General features: G+C 72.8%; 24 protein-coding genes. 10 read left to right on the forward strand and 14 right to left on the reverse strand.

Annotated features, from left to right (window positions below; genetic code table 11):
• Window positions 1-7: 7 nt before the first annotated feature.
• The 3 genes from AAH991_RS29925 to AAH991_RS29935 form a co-directional block, all read right to left on the reverse strand.
• Window positions 8-1,306: an NAD(P)/FAD-dependent oxidoreductase gene (locus AAH991_RS29925; protein ID WP_346229262.1), complete on the reverse strand. Its 1,299-nt coding sequence runs from the start codon at window positions 1,304-1,306 to the stop codon at window positions 8-10.
• Window positions 1,307-1,321: 15 nt separating this feature from the next.
• Complete coding sequence (locus AAH991_RS29930; protein WP_346229263.1) at window positions 1,322-1,738, reverse strand: ATP-binding protein; 417 nt, start codon at window positions 1,736-1,738, stop codon at window positions 1,322-1,324.
• 120 nt (window positions 1,739-1,858) lie between these two features.
• Entirely contained in the window at window positions 1,859-2,638 is a 780-nt protein-coding gene (locus tag AAH991_RS29935; RefSeq protein WP_346229264.1) for a SigB/SigF/SigG family RNA polymerase sigma factor, read from the reverse strand.
• Window positions 2,639-2,826: 188 nt separating this feature from the next.
• Here AAH991_RS29935 and AAH991_RS29940 point away from each other — a divergent pair, with 188 nt between their 5' ends.
• Window positions 2,827-3,183 carry an STAS domain-containing protein gene (locus AAH991_RS29940; RefSeq protein WP_346229265.1) on the forward strand — a complete coding sequence of 119 codons (357 nt, stop codon included), beginning with the start codon at window positions 2,827-2,829 and terminating at the stop codon, window positions 3,181-3,183.
• A 101-nt stretch (window positions 3,184-3,284) separates the two neighbouring features.
• Here AAH991_RS29940 and AAH991_RS29945 read toward each other — a convergent pair whose 3' ends face one another.
• Window positions 3,285-3,995, reverse strand: coding sequence for an ANTAR domain-containing protein (locus tag AAH991_RS29945; protein ID WP_346229266.1), 711 nt, complete (start codon window positions 3,993-3,995; stop codon window positions 3,285-3,287).
• Window positions 3,996-4,092: 97 nt separating this feature from the next.
• Here AAH991_RS29945 and AAH991_RS29950 point away from each other — a divergent pair, with 97 nt between their 5' ends.
• The 4 genes from AAH991_RS29950 (at window position 4,093) to AAH991_RS29965 (ending at window position 9,321) form a co-directional block, all read left to right on the forward strand.
• Entirely contained in the window at window positions 4,093-5,898 is a 1,806-nt protein-coding gene (locus AAH991_RS29950; protein WP_346229267.1) for a SpoIIE family protein phosphatase, read from the forward strand.
• A gap of 65 nt (window positions 5,899-5,963) precedes the next feature.
• Complete coding sequence (locus AAH991_RS29955) at window positions 5,964-6,926, forward strand: anti-sigma factor RsbA family regulatory protein (RefSeq protein ID WP_346229268.1); 963 nt, start codon at window positions 5,964-5,966, stop codon at window positions 6,924-6,926.
• Between the two features lie 115 nt (window positions 6,927-7,041).
• Entirely contained in the window at window positions 7,042-8,094 is a 1,053-nt protein-coding gene (locus AAH991_RS29960; protein ID WP_346229269.1) for a glycosyltransferase, read from the forward strand.
• A 90-nt stretch (window positions 8,095-8,184) separates the two neighbouring features.
• Entirely contained in the window at window positions 8,185-9,321 is a 1,137-nt protein-coding gene (locus AAH991_RS29965) for a LamG domain-containing protein (protein WP_346229270.1), read from the forward strand.
• 195 nt (window positions 9,322-9,516) lie between these two features.
• On the opposite strand, the gene AAH991_RS29970 is transcribed toward AAH991_RS29965, so the two are convergent.
• Window positions 9,517-9,711 (reverse strand): hypothetical protein, encoded by a 195-nt coding sequence (locus AAH991_RS29970; protein ID WP_346229271.1) that lies wholly within the window; start codon window positions 9,709-9,711, stop codon window positions 9,517-9,519.
• A gap of 115 nt (window positions 9,712-9,826) precedes the next feature.
• On the opposite strand from AAH991_RS29970, the gene AAH991_RS29975 reads away from it, so the two are divergent.
• Entirely contained in the window at window positions 9,827-10,834 is a 1,008-nt protein-coding gene (locus tag AAH991_RS29975; protein WP_346229272.1) for an RNA polymerase subunit sigma-70, read from the forward strand.
• A gap of 86 nt (window positions 10,835-10,920) precedes the next feature.
• Window positions 10,921-11,421, forward strand: a complete 501-nt coding sequence (locus tag AAH991_RS29980; RefSeq protein WP_346229273.1) for a hypothetical protein — start codon at window positions 10,921-10,923, stop codon at window positions 11,419-11,421.
• A 1-nt stretch (window position 11,422) separates the two neighbouring features.
• Here AAH991_RS29980 and AAH991_RS29985 read toward each other — a convergent pair whose 3' ends face one another.
• Entirely contained in the window at window positions 11,423-12,478 is a 1,056-nt protein-coding gene (locus AAH991_RS29985; protein ID WP_346229274.1) for a PucR family transcriptional regulator, read from the reverse strand.
• Window positions 12,479-12,561: 83 nt separating this feature from the next.
• Between AAH991_RS29985 and AAH991_RS29990 the strand changes: the two genes are divergently transcribed.
• Window positions 12,562-13,473 (forward strand): proline dehydrogenase family protein, encoded by a 912-nt coding sequence (locus AAH991_RS29990; RefSeq protein ID WP_346229275.1) that lies wholly within the window; start codon window positions 12,562-12,564, stop codon window positions 13,471-13,473.
• Window positions 13,473-15,146 (forward strand): L-glutamate gamma-semialdehyde dehydrogenase, encoded by a 1,674-nt coding sequence (pruA, locus tag AAH991_RS29995; RefSeq protein WP_346229293.1) that lies wholly within the window; start codon window positions 13,473-13,475, stop codon window positions 15,144-15,146. The genes AAH991_RS29990 and pruA overlap by 1 nt, the downstream gene beginning before the upstream one ends.
• Before the next feature lie 66 nt (window positions 15,147-15,212).
• Here the strand turns inward: pruA and AAH991_RS30000 are convergent, their stop codons facing one another.
• The 3 genes from AAH991_RS30000 to AAH991_RS30010 form a co-directional block, all read right to left on the reverse strand.
• Window positions 15,213-15,431 carry a PIN domain-containing protein gene (locus tag AAH991_RS30000; protein ID WP_346229276.1) on the reverse strand — a complete coding sequence of 73 codons (219 nt, stop codon included), beginning with the start codon at window positions 15,429-15,431 and terminating at the stop codon, window positions 15,213-15,215.
• Window positions 15,432-15,630: 199 nt separating this feature from the next.
• Window positions 15,631-15,963, reverse strand: a complete 333-nt coding sequence (locus AAH991_RS30005; RefSeq protein ID WP_346229277.1) for a putative quinol monooxygenase — start codon at window positions 15,961-15,963, stop codon at window positions 15,631-15,633.
• Window positions 15,960-16,973: a serine hydrolase domain-containing protein gene (locus AAH991_RS30010; RefSeq protein WP_346229278.1), complete on the reverse strand. Its 1,014-nt coding sequence runs from the start codon at window positions 16,971-16,973 to the stop codon at window positions 15,960-15,962. Before AAH991_RS30010 ends, AAH991_RS30005 begins: the two co-directional genes overlap by 4 nt.
• A 113-nt stretch (window positions 16,974-17,086) precedes the next feature.
• Between AAH991_RS30010 and AAH991_RS30015 the strand changes: the two genes are divergently transcribed.
• Window positions 17,087-17,716: a copper chaperone PCu(A)C domain-containing protein gene (locus AAH991_RS30015; protein ID WP_346229279.1), complete on the forward strand. Its 630-nt coding sequence runs from the start codon at window positions 17,087-17,089 to the stop codon at window positions 17,714-17,716.
• Here AAH991_RS30015 and AAH991_RS30020 read toward each other — a convergent pair.
• The 5 genes from AAH991_RS30020 to AAH991_RS30040 all read right to left on the reverse strand — a co-directional run bounded on the left by AAH991_RS30020 (window position 17,699) and on the right by AAH991_RS30040 (window position 23,809).
• Window positions 17,699-18,766: a hypothetical protein gene (locus tag AAH991_RS30020; protein ID WP_346229280.1), complete on the reverse strand. Its 1,068-nt coding sequence runs from the start codon at window positions 18,764-18,766 to the stop codon at window positions 17,699-17,701. The genes AAH991_RS30015 and AAH991_RS30020 overlap by 18 nt on opposite strands.
• 54 nt (window positions 18,767-18,820) lie before the next feature.
• Entirely contained in the window at window positions 18,821-20,917 is a 2,097-nt protein-coding gene (locus AAH991_RS30025) for a sensor histidine kinase (protein WP_346229281.1), read from the reverse strand.
• Window positions 20,918-21,115: 198 nt separating this feature from the next.
• The gene (locus AAH991_RS30030; protein ID WP_346229282.1) at window positions 21,116-21,781 is read right to left on the reverse strand and encodes an esterase/lipase family protein; all 666 of its coding nucleotides are present in this window, start codon (window positions 21,779-21,781) and stop codon (window positions 21,116-21,118) included.
• A 105-nt stretch (window positions 21,782-21,886) separates the two neighbouring features.
• Window positions 21,887-23,017 carry a PP2C family protein-serine/threonine phosphatase gene (locus tag AAH991_RS30035; RefSeq protein WP_346229283.1) on the reverse strand — a complete coding sequence of 377 codons (1,131 nt, stop codon included), beginning with the start codon at window positions 23,015-23,017 and terminating at the stop codon, window positions 21,887-21,889.
• Entirely contained in the window at window positions 23,018-23,809 is a 792-nt protein-coding gene (locus tag AAH991_RS30040) for an alpha/beta fold hydrolase (RefSeq protein ID WP_346229284.1), read from the reverse strand.
• Between the last annotated feature and the right edge of the window lie 28 nt (window positions 23,810-23,837).

The raw sequence follows: 23,837 nt of genomic DNA on the forward strand, positions 1-23,837 counted from the left end.
CGAGCCGTCACGAACGGGCGGACAGGGTGAACTCCTTGCGTGGTTCCTCGATGGCCCCCATCGCGATGATCTCGCGGGGGAAGAACAGCCCGAGCGTCCAGTCCATGAGGATCCGGGTCTTCTTGTTGAAGGTGGGCATCCGCGTCAGGTGGTAGGTGCGGTGCATGCACCAGGCGGGGAACCCGCGCAGCTCCCGGCCGTAGATCTGCGCGACGCCCTTGTAGAGTCCCAGGGTCGCCACCGACCCGGCGTACTTGTGCCGGTACGGCCGCTGGGCCTGCCCGCGCAGCGCCGCCAGCAGGTTGTCGGCCAGCCTCTTGGCCTGCCGTACGGCGTGCTGGGCGTTGGGCGGGCAGAACTGGCCCGGCCGGGTGAGGTCGGGGACGGCGGCGCAGTCGCCCGCGGCGAACGCGAAATCGGTCCCGTGCACCCGCATGTAGGGGTCGACTCTGATCCTGCCCTTCTTGTCCAGGGGCAGGTCGCCCGCGGCGACCAGCGGGTTCGGCTTGACGCCCGCCGTCCAGACGAGGGTGTCGGTGTCGAACTCCTCGCCGTCGCTCAGCACGATGTGGCAGCCCTCGGCGGACTTCAGCAGCGTGCCCATGCGGATCTCGATGCCCCGCTCGCGCAGCTGCTGGGCCGTCCATTTGCCCATGTCGGCGCCCACCTCGGGCAGGATGCGGTCGGTGGCCTCCACGAGCACCCAGCGCATGTCCTCGCGGCTGAGCCCGGCGAAATACTTGAGCGCGTCGGCCGCCATGTCCTCGAGCTCGGCCAGCGCCTCCACGCCGGCGTAGCCGCCGCCGACGAACACGAAGGTGAGGGCCCTGCGGCGGACCTCGGGGTCCGGGGTGGACGCGGCGATGTCGAGGCGGCCGAGCACGTGGTTGCGCAGGGCGATGGCCTCTTCGATGGTCTTGAAGCCGATGCCGTGCTCGGCCAGGCCGGGCACCGGCAGCAGCCGTGAGATCGAGCCCGGCGCCATGACGAGATAGTCGTAGTCGATGGTGAGGTCGGGCCCCTCGTGCGGAGACAGCTCCGCCTTGCGGTCGGCCAGCCGCACCTGGGTGACCCGCCCACTGAGGATCTGGCACCGGTTCAGCACCCGCCTGAGCGGGACCACGACGTGCCGCGCCTCGATGTTCCCCGCGGCCGCCTCCGGTAGGAAGGGCTGGTAGGTCATGTAGGAGTCGAGGTCCGCGACGGTCACCAGTGCCTCGCCGCGGCGGAGCCTGCGCTGCAGGCGGAGTGCTGTGTACATGCCGACGTATCCGCCGCCGACGATCAGAATCCGTGGGACAGCCATGGCTGTTCCCTACCCCTACGCGAGGAGGAAACGCATCGTCACCCTGGTCCCCCTGGGCCCGGTGGTGACGTGCAGGTCGTTGCTCAGCATGCGCGCGACCCACAGCCCCATGCCGCTGGTCGCGTTCTCGGGCGGCGGGTCGTGGCCCGGCTCGCCCTCGAAACGCCACTGCCGGCCGTCGTCGTGGACGGCGACCACCAGGGCCGGCCCCTCCCGCCAGATGGCCAGCCGCGCCTTGGTCGACCCGTGGGTGACCGCGTTGGTGGCAACCTCGTTGAGCGCGACGAGGAAGTCGCCGATGGCGTCTTCCCGCATGCCGCGACGCAGCGCCTCGGTGGCGGCGAACTCCCGCAGATCGGGCAGATCGACTAAGGAGAAGGCGCGCTCCCTTGCCGCTCCGGTGACGTGCGCGGGAACGCCGTCATCTTTCACCCGGTACACGCCTCCCGCCGGAAATCTGGCTGTCTCAGGATCTATGGGCTGTGGGCAGGACGAAGATACCCCGGGACACCGCCTCGGCACAGGCGGTGTCCCGGGCATCGTCGCATCCTCTCATCCCGCGACGAGCTCCGCCCGGAGCTGGTCGAGGGTCTTGCGGAGGATACGAGAGACGTGCATCTGCGATATCCCGAACTCCGCCGCGATCTCGGCCTGGGTCATGTTGCCGTAGAAACGCAGCAGGAGGATGTTCTTCTCCCGCTCGGGGAGAAGGTCGATGAGAGGCTTCAGCGCCTCGGCGTCCACCAGGGTGTCGAGCGCGTCGTCCTCTTCGGGGATCACGTCGCCGAGGGCGGCGGCGTCGTCGTCCGCGCCGATCGGCGCGTCCAGGGAGAGGGTGCTGTACGCGGCGGAGGCGTCCATGGTGAGGAGCATGTCCTCCTCGGACAGGCCCATCTTCTTGGCGAGCTCGGCGACGGTGGGGAACCGGCCCAGTTCCTGGGTCATGTCGGCGACGTGCCGGTTGAGCTCGGCCCGGCGCTCCTGGTAGAGGCGGGGCACCCGGACGGCCCAGGTGCGGTCGCGGAAGTGCCGCTTGACCTCGCCCGTCATGGTGACCATGGCGTAGCCGCGGAAGCTGTGGCCCAGGGTGGGGTCGAAGCCGTTGATGGCCTTCATGAGGCCGACGTACGCGGCCTGGAGGAGGTCTTCCATCGGCTCGCCGCGGTTCAGATACCGCCGGGCGATGTCCCTCGCCATCGGGCGGTGCATTTCGACGATCTTCTCACGGAGGCGTTCCCGCCGCTCCTCGGACAGTCCGTCCTCGGCCAGCTCGGCCAGGAGCTCTTCGGCGGTCGGATTGCTGGCGGTCTCTACACGGACCTCGGCAGCCATCTGCGCAGTCCCCTCGTATTTTTTCTCGCGAGGGCGCCTACGCGCTGGGGTGACCACGCAGAAGGCACGCCTCGCTACAGTATCGAGACGAGGCCCTCTGCTGGACCTCTGCTTCAGTATATTGCCCCAAAATCAGGAGTATCACCACCCCTTCGGCACCAGTAATGTTGCCGCAGAGGAGGCGCGAGGTGTTTAACAACGGGCTGCTGTCCCTGACGTCGAGCATGTCGGGGGACATCGTGGTGATCCATGTGAACGGCGTTCTCGACGCCACGACTCGTGATCAGTTCTCCGAATATCTGGACGCGGCGGCGGACGACCACGGCCCCGACATGATCCTCGACCTGGGCAGCGTCACGTTCATGGACTCCCGGGCCCTGGGGCTGATCGTGCACCATTGGCAGCGCTCGACCACGGCCGGCGGCAACTTCGCGCTCGTCTCCGTGCAGTACCCGAACTCCAAGGTGATGTGGGTGACCGGCCTGTCGGAGCGGCTGCCGCTGTTCGACACCCTCGACGAGGCCCTCGCCGCTTTCGCCGCCTGAACCCCGCCCCCCGAGCCCGGCCGAGCGGCCCGGGCCCATCCGAGCCCGGCTGAGCCCGCCCGGGCCGCGGACGGGCCCACCCCGGCGGCCTGCGCCCCCGCTCAGGCGGGAGCCGCTCCCCCGTGCTTCTGCTGGTGCTCGGTGACCAGAAGCTTGGCCAGGTCGGCCACCTTGACCTGGTGGTGCTGCGACACCCGCCTGAGCTCCTCGAACGCCTCCTCGGCGGAGCAGCCGCTCTTCGACATGATGATGCCCTTGGCCTGGTCGATCACCGACCGTCCCGCCAGGGCCTCCTGCATCTGCGCGGCGCCGGTCAGGACGTCGTCGAACTCCCAGATGTTGGCCAGCGCCACGGTGACCTGCTCGCGCAGCAGCGCCATGAGCGACCCGCCGGGAGCGAACACCCCCGGGCGCACGCCGTACAGGCCGAGGATCATGACGGCGCCTTCCACGGCGACCGGCACGACGAGCACCGAGCGCACCCCCTGCCGCACGGCGGTGGCCGCGTAGCGGGACCACCGCGACTCGCGCATCACGTCGGGGATCGCCACCGGGCGCCCGGTGGCCAGCGCCTCCCTCGACGGGCCCTCGCGCAGGTCGCGCTCCCGGTCGATCAGCGCGGTGAGCTCGCTGTGGGAGGCGGCCAGCAGCACGCGCTCCTCCATCCAGAGTTCGGCCGTGCCGCCGGCGCAGCCGGGGACCCCGCGCGCGACCGCCTCGGTGATGCCGCGCAGGACGCTCTCGGCCGACGTGCCCTCGGTGACACGGCCCAGAGCCGCGAGGTCACGCGCGAGGATGGATGTCGTCTCCATGGTAGAAAGACCATTCCCATTGTTTACGGGTTAATCCAGGCTGGATCGATTAGACCCGGGGTTTGGCGTAGCGTCTACGTCGAGAGAGGGGGGCAGCTTGCCCGACACCGCCGAGCTTGAGCGCGCGTTGAGCGGGCTCGCCGACCGCATCACCACCCTACGGGACGATCCCGATCCGGGTGCGATGCTACGGGAGCTGGACGCCGCCGAGGAACTGCTCCGCAAGGCCCTGAGCGAGCTGGTGCGCAGCCGCAGGCGCAGGGACGGCGGCAGCCAGCGCGAACAGAAACTGCTGCGGCAGGTGTTCCGCGCGCTGCCGATCCCCGTGATCATCATGGACACGGGCGGCACGGTGCGCCGCATCAACAACGAGACCACCCGCCTGCTCGGCAGCCCCGCCGGCTACCTGATCGGGCGCGCCTTCCCGCTGCTCGTCGACGTGACCGCCCGCGCCGCGTTCCGGCAGCGCTTCGCCGCCGTCCTCCACGGCGAGGACAACGCCTCGTTCCAGACCCGGCTGACGCACCAGGGCCGCGCCCACACCGTACGGCTGGTGCTGAGCCGCCTGCGCATGCCGGGCGAGCCGCAGGAGATGATCGCCGGGGTCGTGCTGCCCACCGAGGTCCAGCTGCCGGAGCCGTCCGTGCAGGCGGGCGCGCCCGACGACGCGGCTCTCCTGGCGGCGGCACGGCGGCACGAGCTGCTGTCGCGGCTGACCGGGCTGCTGCTGGACGAGGAGAGCCTGCGCGAGCCCGTCGCCCTGCTGCGGGCGGCCCGCCTGCTGGCTACGGAGACGGCCGACTGGGTGATCGCGGACGTCGCCGGCGACGGCGGCCTGGTCCGGTCGGTCGTCATCGGGCCGAGCGACCAGCCCATCGGGCGGCTGCAGCGGACGGTCGAGGAGACCCCGCCCGCGAAGACGCCGGTGGTGGAGCAGGTGATGGCCACGCAGAGCGGCGTCGTCCACGAGATGCTGAGCGACGACTCGCTGCTCGGCGGCGGCGTGCTCCAGGCGATGCGCGCGGGCTCGCTGCTCAGCGTGCCGATCCGCGCCGAGGACGAGGCGCGCGGTGTGCTCACGCTGGTGCGGCTGCGCGAACGGCCGCCCTTCGGCCTGGCCGACCTGGGTCTCATGGAGGAGATCGGCCTGCACCTCGGCCTGGCGATGCGGGCCCAGCAGGGGTTCCAGCGCCGGGCGCAGGCCGCCGACACCCTGCAGACCGGCGTGCTCCCCCGCACGCTCCCCGACATCCCCGGCTTCGAGATCGCGGCCGCCTACCATCCCGGCTCCGGCATGCGGGCCATCGGCGGCGAGTTCTACGACGTGTTCCCCGTGAAGAACGGGTGGGGCTTCGTCATCGGCAGCGCGGCGGGGCGCGGCGAGGAGGCGGCCGCCGTCACCGCCATGGTCCGCAACGGCCTGCGCGTGCTGAGCGTGTGGGAGGACGATCCGGGACAGGCCCTGCGCAAGGTCAGCGACGCCCTCGTCGCGCAGCATACGGGCCTGTTCGTGATGGCCGCCGCGGGCTTCGTCCGTGGCCGCAAGGTGCGGCTCGCCTCCGCGGGACACCATCCGGCGGCGCTGATCCAGCCGGGCGGCGCCGTCCGGTTCTCCGAGGGCGGCGGCGTCCCGCTGGGCTTCGAGGAGGGCTCGGTCCCCGCGACGGAGGAGCTCACGCTGTCGTCCGGGGAGACGCTCGTGCTGTACAGCGACGGTCTCGTGGGCTCGCAGAGCCCCGCCGGGGACAACTACGGCGAGCAGCGGCTCACCGAGGCCCTCGCCCGCTGCGCCGGGCAGCCTCCGGGCGCGGTCGTCAAGGCCATCGAGGAGGACCACCGGGCCTTCTGCGGCAGCCACGTGGTCGACGAGATCACCGTCCTCACGCTGCGCCGATCCCGCTGACGGGATTTGCCGCCCCCACCCGGACGTGGTGGACTGAAGGGGACGCGGTGCGTGGGGGCGATCGCATGGCAGAGCGATACGGACCGGTCGGCGTCCTCGGGTTGATTCACGAGGCCGGTCTCTACGGCTCCGGAGACGAGTTCCTCGAGATGGCCGTGCCGTTCGTACGGGACGGCCTCGGCAGGGGCGAACCGGTGCTGGTCACCACGACCGCCGAGAACCTCGATCTCCTCGGCGCCGCGCTGGGCGACGACGCCCGGGAGGTCGACTACGCCGAGAGCGCCTACTTCGGCCGCCGCACCGCGCAGCGGGCGGCGGCGTTCCTGCGCTACTGGGAGCGCAACGGGGCGCGCGGGCGGGTGCGCATCCTGGCCGAGCCGGTGTGGGCGGGCCGCTCTCCCCGCGACGTCGTGGCCTGGAAGCGGATGGAGTCGGCGCTCAACGTGATCCTCGCCGGCACGGGCGTGTGGATGATCTGCCCGTACGACACCGGGACGGCCGGTCCCGGCCTCGTCGAGGCCGCGATGCGCACCCACCCCTCGATCAGCGTCGGCGGCCGGGAGCGGCGGACGTCGCCCGCGTACACCGACCCGGCGCGGTTCATCGGCGAGTGCGACCGCGAACCGCTGCCGCAGGCTCCCCCGGGCGCCGCGGCCGCGACGATCGGCCACCTGCACGGCGTGCGGCACTTCGCCGGGAGGCAGGCCCGGCTCCACGGGCTGGCCGAGGACAAGAGCGCGCTGCTGTGCGTGGCCGTGCACGAGGCGGCCCGCTACCTGGGCCTGCCGCTGACCGTCCGGATGTGGGAGAGCTTCGGGGCGCTGGTGTACGACCTGTGGGCCGGCCGGGAGACCGGGTCCGGGTGCGATCCGCTCGCCGGTTTCACGCCTCCGGGGGCGGACGAGCGGCCCGGGGACGGCCTGTGGCTGGCCCGCCAGATCTGCGACCACCTGGACATACGGCAGGAGGCGGGCGGCTGCCGGATCAGGCTGCGGGCGGCCGCCTCCCGGCTGCAGGAGAGCGCATGATTTTTCCCGATTAGGCGTTTAGCGCGAATCAGAGTAAGGTAAACATCATCTACATCGAGCGTGCCTAGGACGCAGGCACACCCCTTTCAGACGCCTTCCTGTCTTGAGGTGTGCCATGGATATCGCGATCGTCTCCGCGCACGAGCTGACTCCCGACACTCCCGCCATCGCCCGTGAGCTGGGGCGGGGCCACCGGGTCACCGTCTACACCCGGTCGAAGGTCAAGGGGGACGGGGTCGAGCACGTGCCCGCCGGGCCCGACGTGGAGCTGTCGGAGAGCGACCTCCTCCCCTACATCTCGGACTTCAGCGACGGCCTGCGGCGCAGGTGGCGGGAGCACCGCCCGGACATCATCCACGCCTACTCGTGGTCGAGCGGCCTGGCCGCCATCGCCGGGTCCGAGGGCCTGGGCGTGCCGGTGACCCAGACCTTCCACAGCCACTACGACGACAGCCGGAGCGCCGCGCCCGTGCGGCGGCTGGAGTGCGCGATCGGGCGCCGCGCCAGGGCCGTCATCGCCGCCTGCGCCGACGAGGAGTCGGAGCTGATCCGGATGGGCGTGCCGCGCCGCAACATCTCGGTCGTCCCGCACGGCGTGGACATCGAGCGGTTCCGCCGCCAGGGCCCCGCCTTCCCGAGGGGCGAGCGGCCCCGTCTCCTGCACGTGGGGCACGTGGGCGCCGACTACGCCGTGCACGCGCTGCGGGCCGTCCCGGAGGCCGAGCTCGTGATCGCCGGCGGCGACGACCTGAGCGTCGAGCGGCTACGCGCCCTCGCCGGGGAGCACGGCGTGGCCGACCGCGTGGAGATGCTCGGCATGGTCCCGCACACCGCGATGCCCAAGCTCATGCGCAGCGCCGATCTGGTGCTGTCGCTGCCGCCGACCGTTCCCACGGGCACGGCGGCGCTGGAGGCCATGGCGTGCGGCATCCCGGTCATCGCCTCGGCCACCGGGGCGCACCTCGACTCGGTGGTGGACGGCGTGACCGGATTCCTGACCCGGCCCGACCGCCCGCTGGAGATCGCCCACCGGATCCGCCGCCTGCTCGGCGACGCCACCCTGCGTACGGCCATCGGCTACGCGGCCGCCGACCGCGCCCGTTCCCGCTATTCGGTCGAGCGAATCAGCATGGAACTGCTTCGCGTATATGAGAAGACCTGCGCGTAAAGGCAAGCGATATTACCGGATTAGGGCCGTTATCTGAGTGAAATCATGTGATTAACTCGGCTCATGTCACTTCATGGGCCTGGTTTAGCGGTGGCGGCGGCGATGCTCATCGCCGCCGCCACCGCATGTTCGAGCGGGGACTCCACGAAGGTGTTCAACGCCGGGGGCGAGTCCACCGCGCAGAAGTCCGCGTCCTCCCCCGGTTCCTCCGGCGTCCTGCCGGGAAACGCGAACGCGGCGGGTCTGGGCGCGACGCAGACCGCCACCGCGGCCGCCGCGACGTCCGACGAGGGCGCCGCCGGCCAGGAGGGCGAGAAGGCCGCGGAGAAGATCGGCGACGTCCCCGCGGCGTCGCCGCGTCCCTCTCCCAGCCCCTCGGTCGTCTCCTCCCCCAGTCCGCGTACGACGCCCACGGCCACCACGCGGGCCGAGCCCCCGATGCGGCTCGCGCGGCCGGTGCGCACCGCGGACGGGCCGGTCGTGGTGGACGTCATCCAACCGGAGGACGTGCCCCGGGAGGGCAGGGCGCCCGCCCGGGTGATTCCCGGAGGCGCGGACGTGGCCGCGCGGGAGCCCGCCGCGCCGTCGCGTACGCCGCTCCCCCGCTCCTCCGGCGCCTCCACGGGCGGCCGGGGCGACCCTGCCCTGGTGGAGGACTTCGGCGGGCAGGCGCTGCGCCTCGGCGGGGGCGGCCGGGAGGTGGACCTGTCGGCCTCGTCGGTCCAGCGGTACGGCCGCTGGGAGGTCCGCCTGCGCGCCGAGGACGGCGCGCTTCCCGTCGCGCTGCTGCGGTCCGCCCGGCCTGACGCCGGCCAGTACGAAGACTTCCGGCACGCCGGCTCGGAATACGCCGGCCCGCAGGACGACATCCCGGAATCGGCGCGCTTCGCGGACACGGACGGCGCGGGGACGGACGGCGCGGACGCCGGGGACGAGGCGATCGGCGTGACGGCGATCCCGGGCGGGCGGCGCGTGGAGCTCTCCGTCCGGCAGGGCCGGGAATCGGCCCAGGCCGCGCTCGCGGCCGACTTGACCCAATGGCACACCATCGCCGTCGACCGGCTGCCCGGCCGGGTGACCTTCTGGCTGGACGGCAGGCAGGTGTGGAACTACACCGGCCCGTACGTCCCCCGGTCCGAGGGCATGGGCCTGGTGCTGCGCAACGACGCCTCCGGTGGCACGGTGTACGTCGACCGGGTGCGCGTCTACCGGGCTCCGGGGCGATAGCCTTCCGGTGATCTCGACAGCCGGGGCGCGGGCCGCCTCGGCTGTCACCGGTGGTCCGGGGCGCGCTCGGCGAGCGATCCTCGGCGTCCGCTTCATGGACGCCGCCCTCAGGTCGCATCAGGCTCGGCGAGCACATTCGCCCCCGCGATGCCGGTCGCACCGGCGGCCCACTCCCGCGCGGCAGGTGAGCAGGTCTCAGGGCTGGATGTTCTCCAGGTCCCCGAGGGTGAGGGCGCTGGAGGCCGGCTGGTTCATGGCGAAGATCGGACCGAATGGGCCGGAGTTCTCCTGCGGCACCGCCGCGACCGGCAGGCCGAGTCTCCGGCCGACGACGAGATCGGCCGGGCAAGGGCGAGCATGTCGCCGACCGGCCGCGGCACCTGTGATCATGTGAGACATGGGGGCGGGTGTGAGCGGACGGGACGGCACGGCCGGGCGGCCCACGGCGGAACCGGCTGCGGAACCGGCTGCGGAACCGGCTGTGGACCCGGCAGCGGAGCCGTCTGTGGAGGCGGTCCGGGCGGGCGACGAGGCCGTGTTCGGGGCGCTCGCCGCGCGTCACCGGCACGAGCTGCGAGTGCACTGTTACCGGATGCTCGGGTCGTTCACCGACGCGGAGGACCTGGTGCAGGAGACGCTCCTGCGGGCCTGGCGCGGGCGGGAGGGCTTCGAGGGGCGCTCGACGTTCCGGGCCTGGCTCTACCGGATCGCCACGAACGCCTGCCTGGACGCACTGTCCGGCGCCCGCGCCCGCGAGGTGGTGGCGGACGTCCAGGGACACCCGGGGCGCCCGGCCCCGGCCGACGTCCCCTGGCTCCAGCCCTATCCGGACGAACTGCTCGATCTGGCGGCGCCGGACGAGGGCGGGCCGGACGCGGCCGCCATCGCCCGGGAGACGGTCGAGCTGGCGTTCCTCGCGGCGATCCAGCACCTCCCGCCGCGGCAGCGGGCCGTGCTGATCCTGCGCGACGTGGCCGGCTGGCCGGTGGCCGAGACCGCCGGGGCGCTGGAGATGAGCGTCGCCTCGGTCAAGAGCGCGCTGCAGCGCGCCCGCGCGACGCTGCGCGACCGCCTGCCCAGGCGGCGGGCGGACTGGGCCGCGGCCACCCGGCCCAGCCGCGACGAGCTCGACCTGCTGGAGCGGTACGTCGCCGCGTCCAGGAACGCCGACCTGACGGGGCTGGCGGCGCTGCTGCGCGAGGACGTCCGCCAGGCCATGCCGCCCGCCGCCCTGGTGTTCGCCGGGCGGGCGGCCGTGCTCGACATGTGGCGTCCGGTCCTGGAAGGCGAGGAGCGCTGGGGCGAGTGGCACTGCGTCCCGCTCGCGGTCAACCGGCAGCCCGCGGTGGCGAACTACGTGCGGCGGCCCGGGGAGACCTCCTTCGGCGCGGTCAACATCGACGTCCTGTGCGCCGAGGACGGCCTCGTCACGGAGATCACCACCTTCGGCCCCGAGCTGCTGCCCCACTTCGGCCTGCCGCTCACAATCGAGGCCACCGTTACTAAACCGTGATGTAAATCCTCCGTGCGGACCGATTCCCTTCCTCCGCCCGCGCCGTCATAGGAGCGCACTCGCACGAACGGAAGAAGGAGGACACCATGTCGGACATCACCGGGCCGGACATCACCGGGCCGGACATCACCGGGCCGGACATCACCGGGACGGACATCACCGGGACGGCGCAGCCGGACGAGCAGGTCAGGGCGCTGGACCGGCTCGTCGGCTCCTGGCGCGTGACCGGCGGCGCGGAGGGCACGGTCACCTACCGCTGGATGGAGGGGGGCTTCTTCCTCATCCAGGACATCCGCCTGGAGCAGGACGGCCGGCCGATCGCCGGCATCGAGATCATCGGCCGTGAGAAGCCCTACGGGGCGGACGCGCCGAGCGAGGAGATCAAGTCCCGCTATTACGGCGGCGGAGGCGACACCCTCGACTACGTCTACGAACTCGACGGCGACACGCTGACCATCTGGGGCGGCGCGAAGGGGTCTCCGGCGTACTTCCGGGGCACCTTCACCACCGGCGACGACGCCATGACCGGCCGCTGGCACTACCCGGGCGGCGGGGGCTACGAGTCGAACATGACCCGGATCCACTAGGTCACACGTGGCCGGGGAGGAGGGCCGCCGCCTTCAGCGACAGGTGGAGCAGCAGGCGGTCCTCCCCGTCGGCGAGATCGAGCCCGGTGAGGTGCCCGGCCTTGCCCAGCCGGTAGTACAGCGTCTGCCGGTGCACGCCCAGCGCCGCCGCCGTCTCCTGGACCTGTCCGGCGTGGTCGAGGTAGGCCTCCACGCTCATGGCGATCCGGGGCGTGAGCGCGGCGGACTCGGCGGCGAGGTCGGCCAGGTCGCGCGGGGACAGCCGGGCCAGCAGCCGATAGACGCCGAGCCCGCTCCAGTCGGCGACCGGGGCGTGCCGCTCGACGTGCTCGGCCACCCGCAGCGCCAGCAGCGCCTCCCGCCAGCTCTGCCAGGCCTCCCCCGGGTCGTCGCGCGGGCCCCCGATCCCCGCGGCCATGCCGTACAGGCCGTGCAGGAGGCGGGCGACGTGCGCGGCCTGCGCGGCGGGCGCCAGCACGGCGAGGAGCGGCGCGTCCACGGCCGTCTCGGTCACGTCCGGGTCGGCCAGCACGCCGCGCGGCAGCGTGCGCGGCGGCCCCGGGACCTCCGCCGGCGTCCGGACGGCCACCGCCGTCACCGGTCCCTCGGCGTCTACCCCGGCGGTGGCGCGGACCGCGGGGTCGGCGGAGAAGAACTGGCGCAGCGGGGCGTGCCGGCCCCGGGCCTGCGTGGCCAGCAGCGCGGCCGCCCGGCCGACCAGCGGCGCGACGGCGGCCAGGCGCTCGTCGGTGAGCGCGCCGGATTCGAGCGCCCACAGGTAGCCGTAGGTCACCCCGCCGTGCCGCAGCGGCACGCACACGCGGCCGAGCAGGCCGGGCAGCCCGGGGATGCGCACCGGGCCCGTCGCGGTGGCGATGCCGTACGCCTCGAAGTGGGCGCGCACCTCGTCGGACGCGTGCCGGCGCAGGATCGACTCCTGCCGGACGCGGTCGATGTCCCCGCTCTGCGCGCCGTACGCCAGCAGGTTGAACGAGCGGTCCTCCAGCGTCACGGAGGCGTCCAGCAGGCGGGAGATCTCATCGACGATGTCTTGCATGCTGACATTCTTGTGCATTTGTCGAAAAATGCTGTGGCGGATGTCCGTGGAACTTCCGTGACGTGCGGATTTAGCCTGAGGCCATGCTCGGTTCCCTGCTTCTCGCGGGCTCACGCAGCCCGCTCGCCCGCCGGGCCGTGTCGGGGCTCCCGCTCACGCGCAAGGTCGTCGACCGCTTCGTGGCCGGAGAGTCCGCCGCGGACGCCGTCGCCGCGACGCGCCGCCTGACCGGCTCGGGGCTGTCCGTCACCATCGACCATCTGGGCGAGGAGGTCCGGGATCCCGGGACCGCCGTCGCCGCCGCCAAGGCGTACGTCTCACTGCTGGAGGAGCTGCGGCCGCTCGGCCTCGGCGACCGGGCCGAGGTGTCGGTCAAGCTGTCGGCCGTCGGCCAGGCCCTCGACCCCGGCATGGCCCTGGAGAACGCGCGGCAGATCTGCGCGGCGGCGCGGGAGTGCGGCGCCACGGTCACCCTGGACATGGAGGACCACACCACCGTCGACGCGACGCTCGGCGTGCTGCGCACCCTGCGGGAGGACTTCCCGGAGACCGGCGTGGCGATCCAGGCCTACCTGTTCCGCAGCGAGGCCGACTGCCGCGACCTCGCCGGGTCGCGGGTGCGGCTGGTCAAGGGCGCCTACCGCGAGCCCGCCTCGGTGGCCTGGCAGAGCAAGGCCGAGGTCGACCGCGCGTACGTGCGCTGCCTGCGCGTGCTGATGAACGGCACGGGCTATCCGATGGTGGCCACGCACGACGACCGGCTGATCGCGATCGCCGATTCGCTCGCGGTGAGCGCCGGGCGCGGCACCGGCGACTACGAGTTCCAGATGCTCTACGGCATCCGGGCCGACAGGCAGGCGGCGCTGGCCGCGGCCGGGTCCCGGGTGCGGGTCTACGTCCCCTACGGCGACGACTGGTACGGCTACTTCATGCGCCGCCTGGCCGAGCGCCCGGCCAACGTCGCCTTCTTCCTTCGCGCTCTGAGGGGTAAATGATGGATGCGATCAGCGATGTCCCGGTGCCGGCGAACGAGCCGGTGCACGGGTACGGGCCGGGCAGCGCCGAGCGCGCGGCCCTGGAGACCCGGATCAAGGAGCTGTCCGGGACGGCCCTCGACCTGACGATGACGATCGGCGGCGAGCGGCGCATGGCCGGCGGCGCCCCGATCGACGTCGTGCAGCCGCACAACCACGCCGCCGTGCTCGGCCGTACGGCCGACGCCACCACGGCCGACGTCCGGGCGGCGGTGGACGCGGCGCTGGAGGCCGCGCCGCGCTGGCGGGCCCTGCCGTTCGAGGAGCGCGCCGCGGTGTTCCTCCGGGCCGCCGAGCTGCTCAGCGGCCCCTGGCGGGCCACGCTCAACGCGGCCACCATCCTCGGCCAGTCGAAGTCGGCGCAGCAGGCCGAGATCGACGCCGCGTGCGAGCTGATCGACTTCTTCCGGTTCAACGTCGCCTACGCTCGGCGGCTGCTCGCCGAGCAGCCGCAGTCGTCGCCGGGCGTGTGGAACCGCATGGAGTTCCGCCCGCTGGAGGGCTTCGTCCTGGCGATCACGCCGTTCAACTTCACCTCCATCGCGGCCAACCTGCCGGCGGCGGCGGCCCTGATGGGCAACGTCGTGGTGTGGAAGCCGTCGCCGACGCAGCAGTTCTCCGCGCACTTCACCATGCGGCTGCTGGAGGCGGCCGGGCTGCCGCCCGGAGTGATCAACATGGTCACCGGCAACGGCGGCGCGGTCTCCGAGGTCGCGCTCCCCCATCCGGAGCTGGCCGGCATCCACTTCACCGGTTCGACGGCCACGTTCCAGCACCTGTGGCGCACCGTCGGGGAGAACATCGCGGGCTACCGGGGCTACCCGCGGCTCGTCGGCGAGACCGGCGGCAAGGACTTCATCCTGGCGCACCCGTCCGCGGAGGCCGGGGTGCTGTCCACCGCGCTGCTGCGGGGCGCGTTCGAATACCAGGGCCAGAAGTGCTCGGCGGCCTCCCGTGCGTACGTGCCGCGCTCGCTGTGGACCCGGATGCGCGACGACTTCGTGTCGGCGGCCGAGTCGCTCACCGTGGGCGACGTGTCGGGCGACCTGTCGACGTTCATGGGCGCGGTCATCGACGCGCGGGCCTTCGCCAAGCACAGGGAGGCGATCGACCGGGCGCGTGCCGCGGACTCGATCGAGGTGCTCACCGGCTCCTACGACGACTCGGCCGGCTACTTCGTGCGGCCGACCGTGCTGGAGTGCGCCGACCCCGCGGACGAGGTCTTCGTGAAGGAGTACTTCGGGCCGATCCTGGCCGTCCACGTCTACGACGACGCGGCGTACGACGGCGTGCTGGACCAGATGGAGAGCGTCGCGCCGTACGCGCTGACCGGGTCGGTCATCGCGCGGGACCGGTACGCGATCGCCGACGCCACCGAGCGGCTGCGCTTCGCGGCGGGCAACTTCTACGTCAACGACAAGCCCACCGGCGCGGTGGTCGGGCAGCAGCCGTTCGGCGGGGCCCGGGCCTCGGGCACCAACGACAAGGCCGGCTCGATCTTCAACCTGATCCGCTGGGTCAACGCCCGCACGATCAAGGAGACCTTCGTGCCCCCGGTCGTCGGCGGTCCGTACAAGGGCGACGTGCCGCAGGGCGGCTGGCAGCAGCCCGACCTCGGCGAGCTCGGCTACTGACGAGCCACCATGCCCCCGGAACCCGCACACGGGTTCCGGGGGCGTCGTTGCCGAGGTTCTGCCGAGCTACAGGACCGCGGGAAGAAGTGTGAGCGCCAGGACATGCCGTGGCCGGACCACGGTGAAGTGGCGCCGGTCGATCGTGGCGACCCGATCGATTCTCATCCGTTCCGCCAGGGCGATCACCGAGGCGTCCACGAATCCCAGTCGCAGACCCGCGTACCCCTCCACCAGCCGCGCGGCTCTGTCGACGTCGCGCGGATGCAGTTCCGTCAGTTCAGCCACTCTACGCGGCAGAGTTGCCGGCGTCCCTCCGGAGCGGTCGTCAGACGGGGCCCTGATAGGGCGATACCGCCGAGGGGCGACGTGACGACGGCGAAAGACACGGCCGCCGTCATGGCCGCTCGTCTCGGCGCGTGTGTGAGCGGCCGAACAGCGTCGGACGCCGTGCCCGCAGCGCCGGGACGCCTGCCGGTTCTGGGCTTCAGTCCTCGGTGGGGACGGCCATCTCGCCGAGGAGGGACCAGTCGTCCTGCGGGACCGTGACGTTGACGATCCGCGGGGTCTCGGCGAGGTGGGGCGGCAGCGTCCGCCGCGCCGTCCGGAAATGCTCCGATCCCACGTGCGCCGCCCCGGCCTCGTCGTCGCGGAACGCCTCGACGAGGACGTACTCGGCCGGGTCGTCGAGGCTGCGCGACCAGTCGAACCAGAGGCAGCCCGGCTCGGCGCGGGTCGCCTCGGTGAACTCACGGGTGATCTCCGGCCACCGGTCGGCATGCTGCGGCAGCACCCGGAACTTCGCGGTGATGAAAATCATCGGGCGTCTCCTGACGTGAGCGCGGGCAGGACCACATTCTCCAGGACCGCCCTCGGCGCGGTGTCCTGACCGGGTCCGTTGTAGTCGCCGGCGGTGACGGCCACGACGAGATCGAGATCGGGCAGCAGGAACAGCCGCTGGCCGCCGTTGCCGATCGCCGTCGTCCGCGCCCCCGGGCCGACGTACCACATGTACCCGTAGGAGACGTTCTCCCAGGCGGGCACGCGCGGGCGCAGCATCTCCCCGATCCAGCCGGAGGCGACCTCCCGGTCGAGCACCGCCTGCCCGATCCGGGCGAGGCCGCGCGGCGTCAGGCGCAGGCCGGAGGCCGCCAGGGCCCTCCCGTCCGAACCGGCCGACCATTCGAAGGCCGCCACACCGAGCGGCTCGAACAGCGCGGTGCGGGCGAACTCCTCAAGGCGGCGGCCGGTGCCCCTCTCCACGATGGCGCCGACGAGGGCCGCGGCGCCGCCGCTGTAGCGCCACCGCTCGCCCGGTTCCTCCGCGAACGGGCACCCCAGCACGTAGCGGCAGCGGTCCGGCGCCATCTCCATCGCGATCTCGCTGTTCGCCGGACTCGTGTAGGGCGCGCTTTCGTCCCACTCCAGGCCCAACGTCATCGTCAGCGCGTGCCCGATGGTCAGCCCGGCCCTGCGGGGATCGGCCGCCAGGTCGGCGTACTCGGGAAAGACCGAAAGAATCGGCTCGCCGGGGTCCGGCACCAGGCCGGACTCCAGCGCCAGGCCGTACAGCAGCGCCACCACGCTCTTGGTGACCGAGCGAAGGTCGTGCGGCGTGTCCGGCCCGAAGTCCACGTGGCCGAGCGGGGTGTTCAGCACGTAATCCTCGCCGCCGCCGTACCACTCGAGGACGACCGCGCCGTGCCGGGCCACCACGACGCCGTGCAGGGCCGGCGCCCCGCCCCGCCGTACGAGGGCCTCGAGCCGCTGAGGCAGGTCCGGCACGAACCCCGCCTTCTCGGGGGCCTTCTCCGGGGAGATCGGCTGCATGGCGTTTCCTCCACTCGCTCGGGGATTGGAGCCTCGCATAATTTTCGGGTGGTAGACCAGGGTCAGAGGGGGTACCGCACCCGGAAGACGCCTCCGAGCGAGCCGAGGTCGACATGCGCAGGATCCTGGCGGCTCTTTGCATAGCGGGCGCGGCCGTCACCGCCGCGTGCGGCGACATCAAGCAGGACTACTACACGCAGACGATGCCCCAGAACGACGGGGCGAACGTGAACCTGCCGGGCCTCCTGCTGCGCAACGCCTTCATCCTGGGCGCACAGCAGCCCGCCCCGCCGGGGACGGACATGCCGGTCTACATGATGCTGCTCAACGAGAGCGGCCGCACCGACCGTCTGGTGTCGGTGGACACCGGAGGCCTGTTCCGGGAGGCCCGCCTGCCCGCCGGCGGCCTGGAGATCCCCGGCGGGAGATACGTCGGCGGGACGGCCCTCCCCCAGGTGCTGCTCGCCGGCCTCACCCGCCCGCTGGGCAGCGGCGGCACGATCCCGGTGACGTTCCGGTTCCAGAACGCGGGCTCGGCCCGGATCGACGTCCCGGTCCTGCCGCCCGGAGCGTGGCGGAGCACCTACTCCCCCTGGCCGGGCGGCTCACCGAGCCCGTCGCCGAGCACGTCTCCGAGCACGTCGCCGAGCACGTCGCCGAGCGTCTCGCCCAGCCTCTCGCCCGCGACGTCGCCCAGCCCTCCGCCGGCGGTCCCGCCGAGCCCGTCACCCACCGGGGGTTGATCCGTCCCGGACCTCGGGGTTCGCGGCGATGATCTCCTCGGCGACCGCGCGCAGGCGGGGCAGGTACGCGATCACCTCGCGCGCCCGGCGCGGCAGGTCGTCCGGCGATCCGATGCCGAGGTCGGCGGCGAGGTCCGCGAATCCGGCGCGGTGGCCCTGCTCCCCCGGCGCGTCCGCCGCGAGGATCTTCAGGCACCGGGCGTACGTCGCGGCGATCCAGAAGACGGCCTCGCGGTGCAGTCCCCGGGCGACGAGGTCGAGGCCGCCGTCGACGGCCACCGGCCGGGCCGCCGTGGTGATGTCGGAGGAGAACGGGAACGGCGTGCGGGCCGCGGCCGCCGCCGCGTCGAACGCCCTCGTCATCGTGGCGAGGTGGGCCCCGACCCGCTCGCGGGGCAGATGCGCGCAGCCGAGCAGGCCGAGCAGCTCCTCGTAGACGTCCATCCGGCCGTGGCTCCGCAACAGTTCGCGGACCGCCGGGTAGCGCAGCCGTACGGTGGGGTTGCGCAGCCCCGCGGTGAGCAGCACGTGGGTCGTGATGCCGGCCGGGAACAGCCAGGCCGTGACCTGGTCGTGGAACGGCGCGTGTGCGTCGAGCGCCGCGAGCCCGCCGGTGATGCGGCTCTCGGCGTCCGCGCAGCGCAGGCGGACCCAGCGCCGCTCGGCGAAGCCCGCCGCGACGGCGGCCCGCAGCCGGGCCAGGCGCCCGGTGGGGTCGGCGATCACGGTGTCGGTGCGGAAGGAGCCGGCCAGATGGCAGGAGGCCAGCACCTCCCGCGCCGAGGCGAGCCGGTCCCAGGACAGGTAGGTGACCTCGACGAGCACGCCGTCCCATGGGATCTTGCCGAGCTTGGGCGGCGCGACGGGGTCGGTGACCACGACCGCCACGTCGACGTCCGAGGTGGGCGGCAGCACCGCGCCGGGGTCCGCCCAGGCCGCGGAGCCGGTCAGGAAGGCCCCGGCGAAGTTCGGGGCGGCGGCCGCCTCCCGGGCGACCCACCGGGCCGCCGCCGCTCGCGCGTCTCCGACCCGCACCACCCGTGCCGTCATCCCAGGTTCCCCTTCCTATGAACGCGGTGGCCGCCGCCCCTTCGGCGGATCGCTTCAGGAGACCACGAAATCCGCCGCCCCGCCGGACATCCCGGCGGCCTGTCCGGGCGGACCGGCGAGGTGGCGCCGTACCGGCGGCGCTCCGTCCACCGGCGCTCCGTCCACCGGCGCTCCGTGCGCCGGCAGGGGGAGCGTGACCTCGACCGTGGTGCCCGCCCCCGGCTCGCCGGTGATGACGCAGATTCCGCCCAGCTCCGCTGTGCGCTCGCGCATGGAGGTCAGGCCGAGGCCCGTGCGGCGTTCCGGCGGCAGGCCCACGCCGTCGTCGGTCACCAGCAGGCGCAGCGCCGCGGGTTCGCGGCGCAGCTCGACCCGGACCCGGGTGGCACGCGCGTGGCGCCGGGCGTTGGTCAGCGCCTCCTGCGCGATGCGGTAGACGGCCACCTCGACGGCGGCGGGCAGGTCGGCCAGGTCGCCCTCGTCGTGCACCGCGGTGGCGGGGCCTTCGGGATCGTCCGGCCCGGTCAGCGCCCGCAGGGCGGCGGCCAGGCCCAGGTCGTCCAGGGCGGGCGGGCGCAGGCCGTACACGAGCTGCCGGACGTCGTGCGTGACCGTGTCCATGCCGGAGCGCAACTCGCGCAGCAGCCTGTCGGCCGTCTCCGGGGAACTCCTCAGGCTGGCGCGGGCCATGGTGACGGCCGCGGCCATCTCGCCGAGCGTCCGGCCCAGGCCGTCGTGCAGGTCGCGGCGCAGCCGCCGCCGTTCCTCCTCCCGGGCGGCCAGGATGCGCTCCCGGGAGCGCTGCAGGTCGGCCGCCAGGCGCACCGCGTGCGCCACGTCGGCCGCGTACGGGACCAGTGTGGCCAGCACCCGCTCGTCGTGCGCGGCGGGGAACCGGCGCGGGGCGGGCGGGCCGACCAGCAGCCGCCCCACCCGCTCGCCGTGCCAGACCAGCGGCACCTCGCGCGGAGAGTCGCCGACCTGCCCGCTGACCGCGCCGGCCACCCCGGCCCGGAGCCCCGGCTCACCGCCGGTCACCTCGACCGCGACGCCCTGCACCGCCAGGCCCTCCCGCAGCACGCCGATCACCGGCTCCAGCGCCTGCGCCGGATCGCCCCGGCGCACCTCCTGGACCAGCCGCTCGGCCAGCACGCGCGGGTCGCCCACCGGGCCGTACAGCAGGCGGTCGACGGCGCGTTGCAGCATCCGGCGCAGCGGCTGGAAGAACGCGCCCGTGAGCAGGGCGGCGGCGAGCCCGGCCACCTGGTCGTACCCGGACACGACCAGGCTCGACAGCGCGGCCACGCCGAAGTAGACCCCGCCGACCACGACCAGCAGCCCCGCGGCGACGAAGGTCCGGCTGACGACCGTGTCGATGCCGTACAACCGGTGGCGCGTCACCGAGAACACGATCGCGACCGGGACGAGCGCCGCCCAGACGATCGACAGCCAGACCAGCCCGGGCGCGGCCAGGCCCAGGAGCGAGAACACGACGTACCCGGCGAACGCGAACAGCGGCCAGCCGATCTGCCGCCTGCCCGCCGGGTCCGCCCGGCGGAAGCGCAGCAGCAGTGACAGCGCCGCCAGAGCCAGCGACACGCCGATCGCCGTCCAGGCCAGCGTCCCGATCACCGGCATGTACGGCGCCAGGGCCGGGATCTGCAGCGGATTGTGGACGACCGCGGGGAGCGGATAGCCCTCGAGAGGCGGGTCGGGCCGCACGAACTGGCGCGCCGTCTCGGTCCCGACGGACGCCACACCGAGCAGCACCACCGCCCGCCAGCGCGGCGAGGGCAGCCTGCCGTCCGGGGAGTACAGCGGCAGCAGCGTCTCCAGCGTGATCCCGCTCACCGCCCAGCCGGCCTGCGCCGGAAATCTCAGGAACTCCGCGAGCGCGAGGTCCCCGCGCGCCATCGACGCCAGCATCGCGATGTGGCAGAAGTCGTGGACGGCGGCGGCGAGCCCGCCCGCGCACATCAGCCACGCCAGCGTGAGCCGGGGCCGGTACGCGATGAGGAACGCGCCGACCACAGGGAAGGTCACCCCGGCCGGCATCAGCGGTGAGACCGTCCCCGGCACCCGCCACTGCGCCGGGAGCCCCGCGAGGATCAGCAGCGCCGCGGCCACGAGCACCGCGGACACCACACCCATGACGACAGCGCCCGCGCGGGCCGCCCACGCCATCCCGCCCCCGCTTTCCGGCTCTCCGTTCCTGCCTGACCCCAGGGTGCCCGCGAATCGGAGCATGAGCCGCGTTTCCGTGCGATTGTGGCAGGGCCGTTACCGATCGAGGAGGGCGCGCACCATCGCCGGGCGGCGTGCGGGCCGCCCGGCGGGGAGTGGAGACGGTCAGCTGTCGAGCAGGTCGCGGACGCCGGACATCGCCTGGATGTTGCTCAGGATCGACAGGTGGTCGACGCACGCGAGGGTGTGGTTGTCCGCCCCGGACAGCCGGGTGCTGGTGTAGGGGATGATGATGCCGTCGCAGGGCGACACCCAGGTGCCGTACCTCGCCGACCCCGGCGTCTCGTCGCCGACGAGCGAGGTGATGTACGCCGAGCCCGGCAGCATCTCGATGCACGAGACGTAGATGGTGCAGGCACCGGCGTAGGTCGTGCCGTGGTTGGCCCCCGCCAGTGAGGCGACGTGGCCGACGTTCGCGGCCCCGCCGAGCTTCTGCAGGTACCACCGGGTCACCAGGCCGCCCATCGAGTGGTTGACGATGTCCACCTTGGACGCGCCCGTACGGGCCTTGACGTCGTCGACGAAGGCGGCCAGGCCCTGGGCGCTGACCACGTTCGACCCGGCCCAGTTGTAGTTGTAACCGAACAGCCTGCTGCCCGACCACCCGTTGGCCACCAGGTACGCCTGCAGGGCGGCGAAGTTGGTGCTGTTGCCCGTGTAGCCGTGGACGAAGACGACGGGGTTGTGGGTGGCGGCCTGGGCGGGGACGGCGGGAGCGAGGAAGCCGAGCAGGGCCAGGAGGCCGAGGAGGGGGCCGACGATCCGACGCATGAGATCTCCTTGCCGTGGGGGATGACAGGAGTCTCGCGATCGGTCCGGGTCACGGCATCGGGGAAATCACCAGTCGCCGTCCCCCGTCCCGCCGGTAGGGGCGGGTCAGCCGGGGATCTTGAGCACGACGAGGGCGATGTCGTCGCGGGTCAGCCCGGACTGGAAGGCCACGGCGTCGTCCACGATCGCGTCGGCGATCCCGTCCGCCTCCATGGCGCGGGAGTCGCGCAGCAGGCGGCGCAGCCGCTCCTCGCCGTACAGCTCCCCGTCCCTGCGCGCCTCGACGACGCCGTCGGTGTGGAAGAGGACCGCGTCGCCGGGTGCGAGATCGACGTCGACGTCGGTCAGCCTGACGCTGGGCAGCAGGCCGAGGACGTTGCCCGGCCGCCCGATCTCGCCGACCGCGTCGCCCCGGGCCCGCAGCGGAGGCGGGTGACCGGCCAGGGAGAGCGTGAGCCGGAAGTGCGGGCCCGCGGGTGCGAGCTGGCCGTACACCGCCGTCACGAACCGGCCCGCCCGCTCGCGCAGCAGGGTCCGGTTGAGCGCGGACAGGACCGCCGAGGGGCTGGGCTCCCGGATCGGCGCGGCCCGCAGCGTGTAGCGGGCCAGGCTGGTGACGACGGCGGCCTCCACCCCCTTGCCGCACACGTCGCCGAGGGCGAGAGCCCAGCCGCCGGCGGTCTCGTACATGTCGTAGAAGTCGCCGCCCACCAGGTCGCCGTTTCCGGCCGGCCGGAACGCCCCGGCGACCTGGAGCCCCGGGATCTCCGGCAGTACCGGCGGGATGAAGCTGCGCTGCAGGGTGCGGGCCAGCTCGCGCGCCTCCGCCTCCGACCGCTCGGCCCGCTGGCGGGCGCGCAGCAGCTCGCGCTCGTACTCCCGGCGGTCGGTGGCGGCGAAGACGCAGAAGCGGATGACCCTCGGGTCGTCCCGCATCACCGCGTTGAGCAGCACCGGAAGCCGGGTGCCGTCGGCGCGGCGCACGTCGACCGCGATCTCGCGGACGACCGACTGCATCGCGAGCAGCGGGGCGAAGTGGGTCTCGTAGAAGATGCGGTCGCCGACGGCCAGCAGGTTCTGGATCCGCATGCCGCCGGTGAGCTCGCCGGCGTCGTACCCGGTGAGCTCGAGCAGCGTCCGGTTGACCCGGATGATCGTCCCGTCGGGCCGTGTGGACAGGTGACCGCAGGGCGCGTGCTCGTAGAGATCCTCGAAGTCCTCCTCGGCGAGGCTCACCTACAGGAACGCCTTGATCGCGGAGATGGTCTCCTCGGGCGCGCTCAGGTTGGGGCAGTGCCCGGTCGCCCGCATCAGCACCAGCTCGCTGCCGGGGATGTTCTCGTGGACGTACTTGCCCACCTCCACGGGGGCGATCACGTCGTCGGAGCACTGCAGGATCAGGCTGCGCACCGGCACCCGGGACAGGTCGGCCCGGTTGTCCGACATGAACGTGACGGTGGCGAACCGCTTGGCGATGTCCGGGTCGGTGCGGCAGAAGCTGTTGGTCAGCTCGGCCCCCAGCTCGGGGCGGTCCGGGTTGCCCATGATGACCGGCGCCATGGCGCTGGACCAGCCGAGGTAGTTGCTGTCGAGCGACTCCAGCAGTTCCTCGATGTCGGCCGCGCTGAAACCGCCGACGTAGCTCTCGTCGTCGATGTAGCGGGGCGAGGGCCCGACCATCACCAGCGCACGGAACCGCGCCGGCTCCCTGATGGCCGCCAGCGCCCCGATCATCGCGCTCACCGAGTGGCCGACGAAGACGGCGCCGGTCAGGTCGAGCTCGGCGCAGATGTCCAGCACGTCCTGCGCGTAGCCCTGCAGGGAGGAGTAACGCTCCGGGGAGTAGGCCGACAGGTCGGAGTCGCCGGCCCCCACGTAGTCGAACAGGACGATCCGGTACTCGTCCTCGAAGGCGGGAGCGACCAGGCGCCACATGTTCTGGTCACACCCGAAGCCATGGGCGAAGACCATCGGGCGGCCGTCCGGCCGGCCGGTGATTCGCACGTTGTTACGCACCATCACACTCATGACGCGCAAGCGTACAAACCCATTCACT

The organism is Microbispora sp. ZYX-F-249 (genome assembly GCF_039649665.1).
In the GTDB taxonomy this organism is placed as follows: domain Bacteria; phylum Actinomycetota; class Actinomycetes; order Streptosporangiales; family Streptosporangiaceae; genus Microbispora; species Microbispora maris.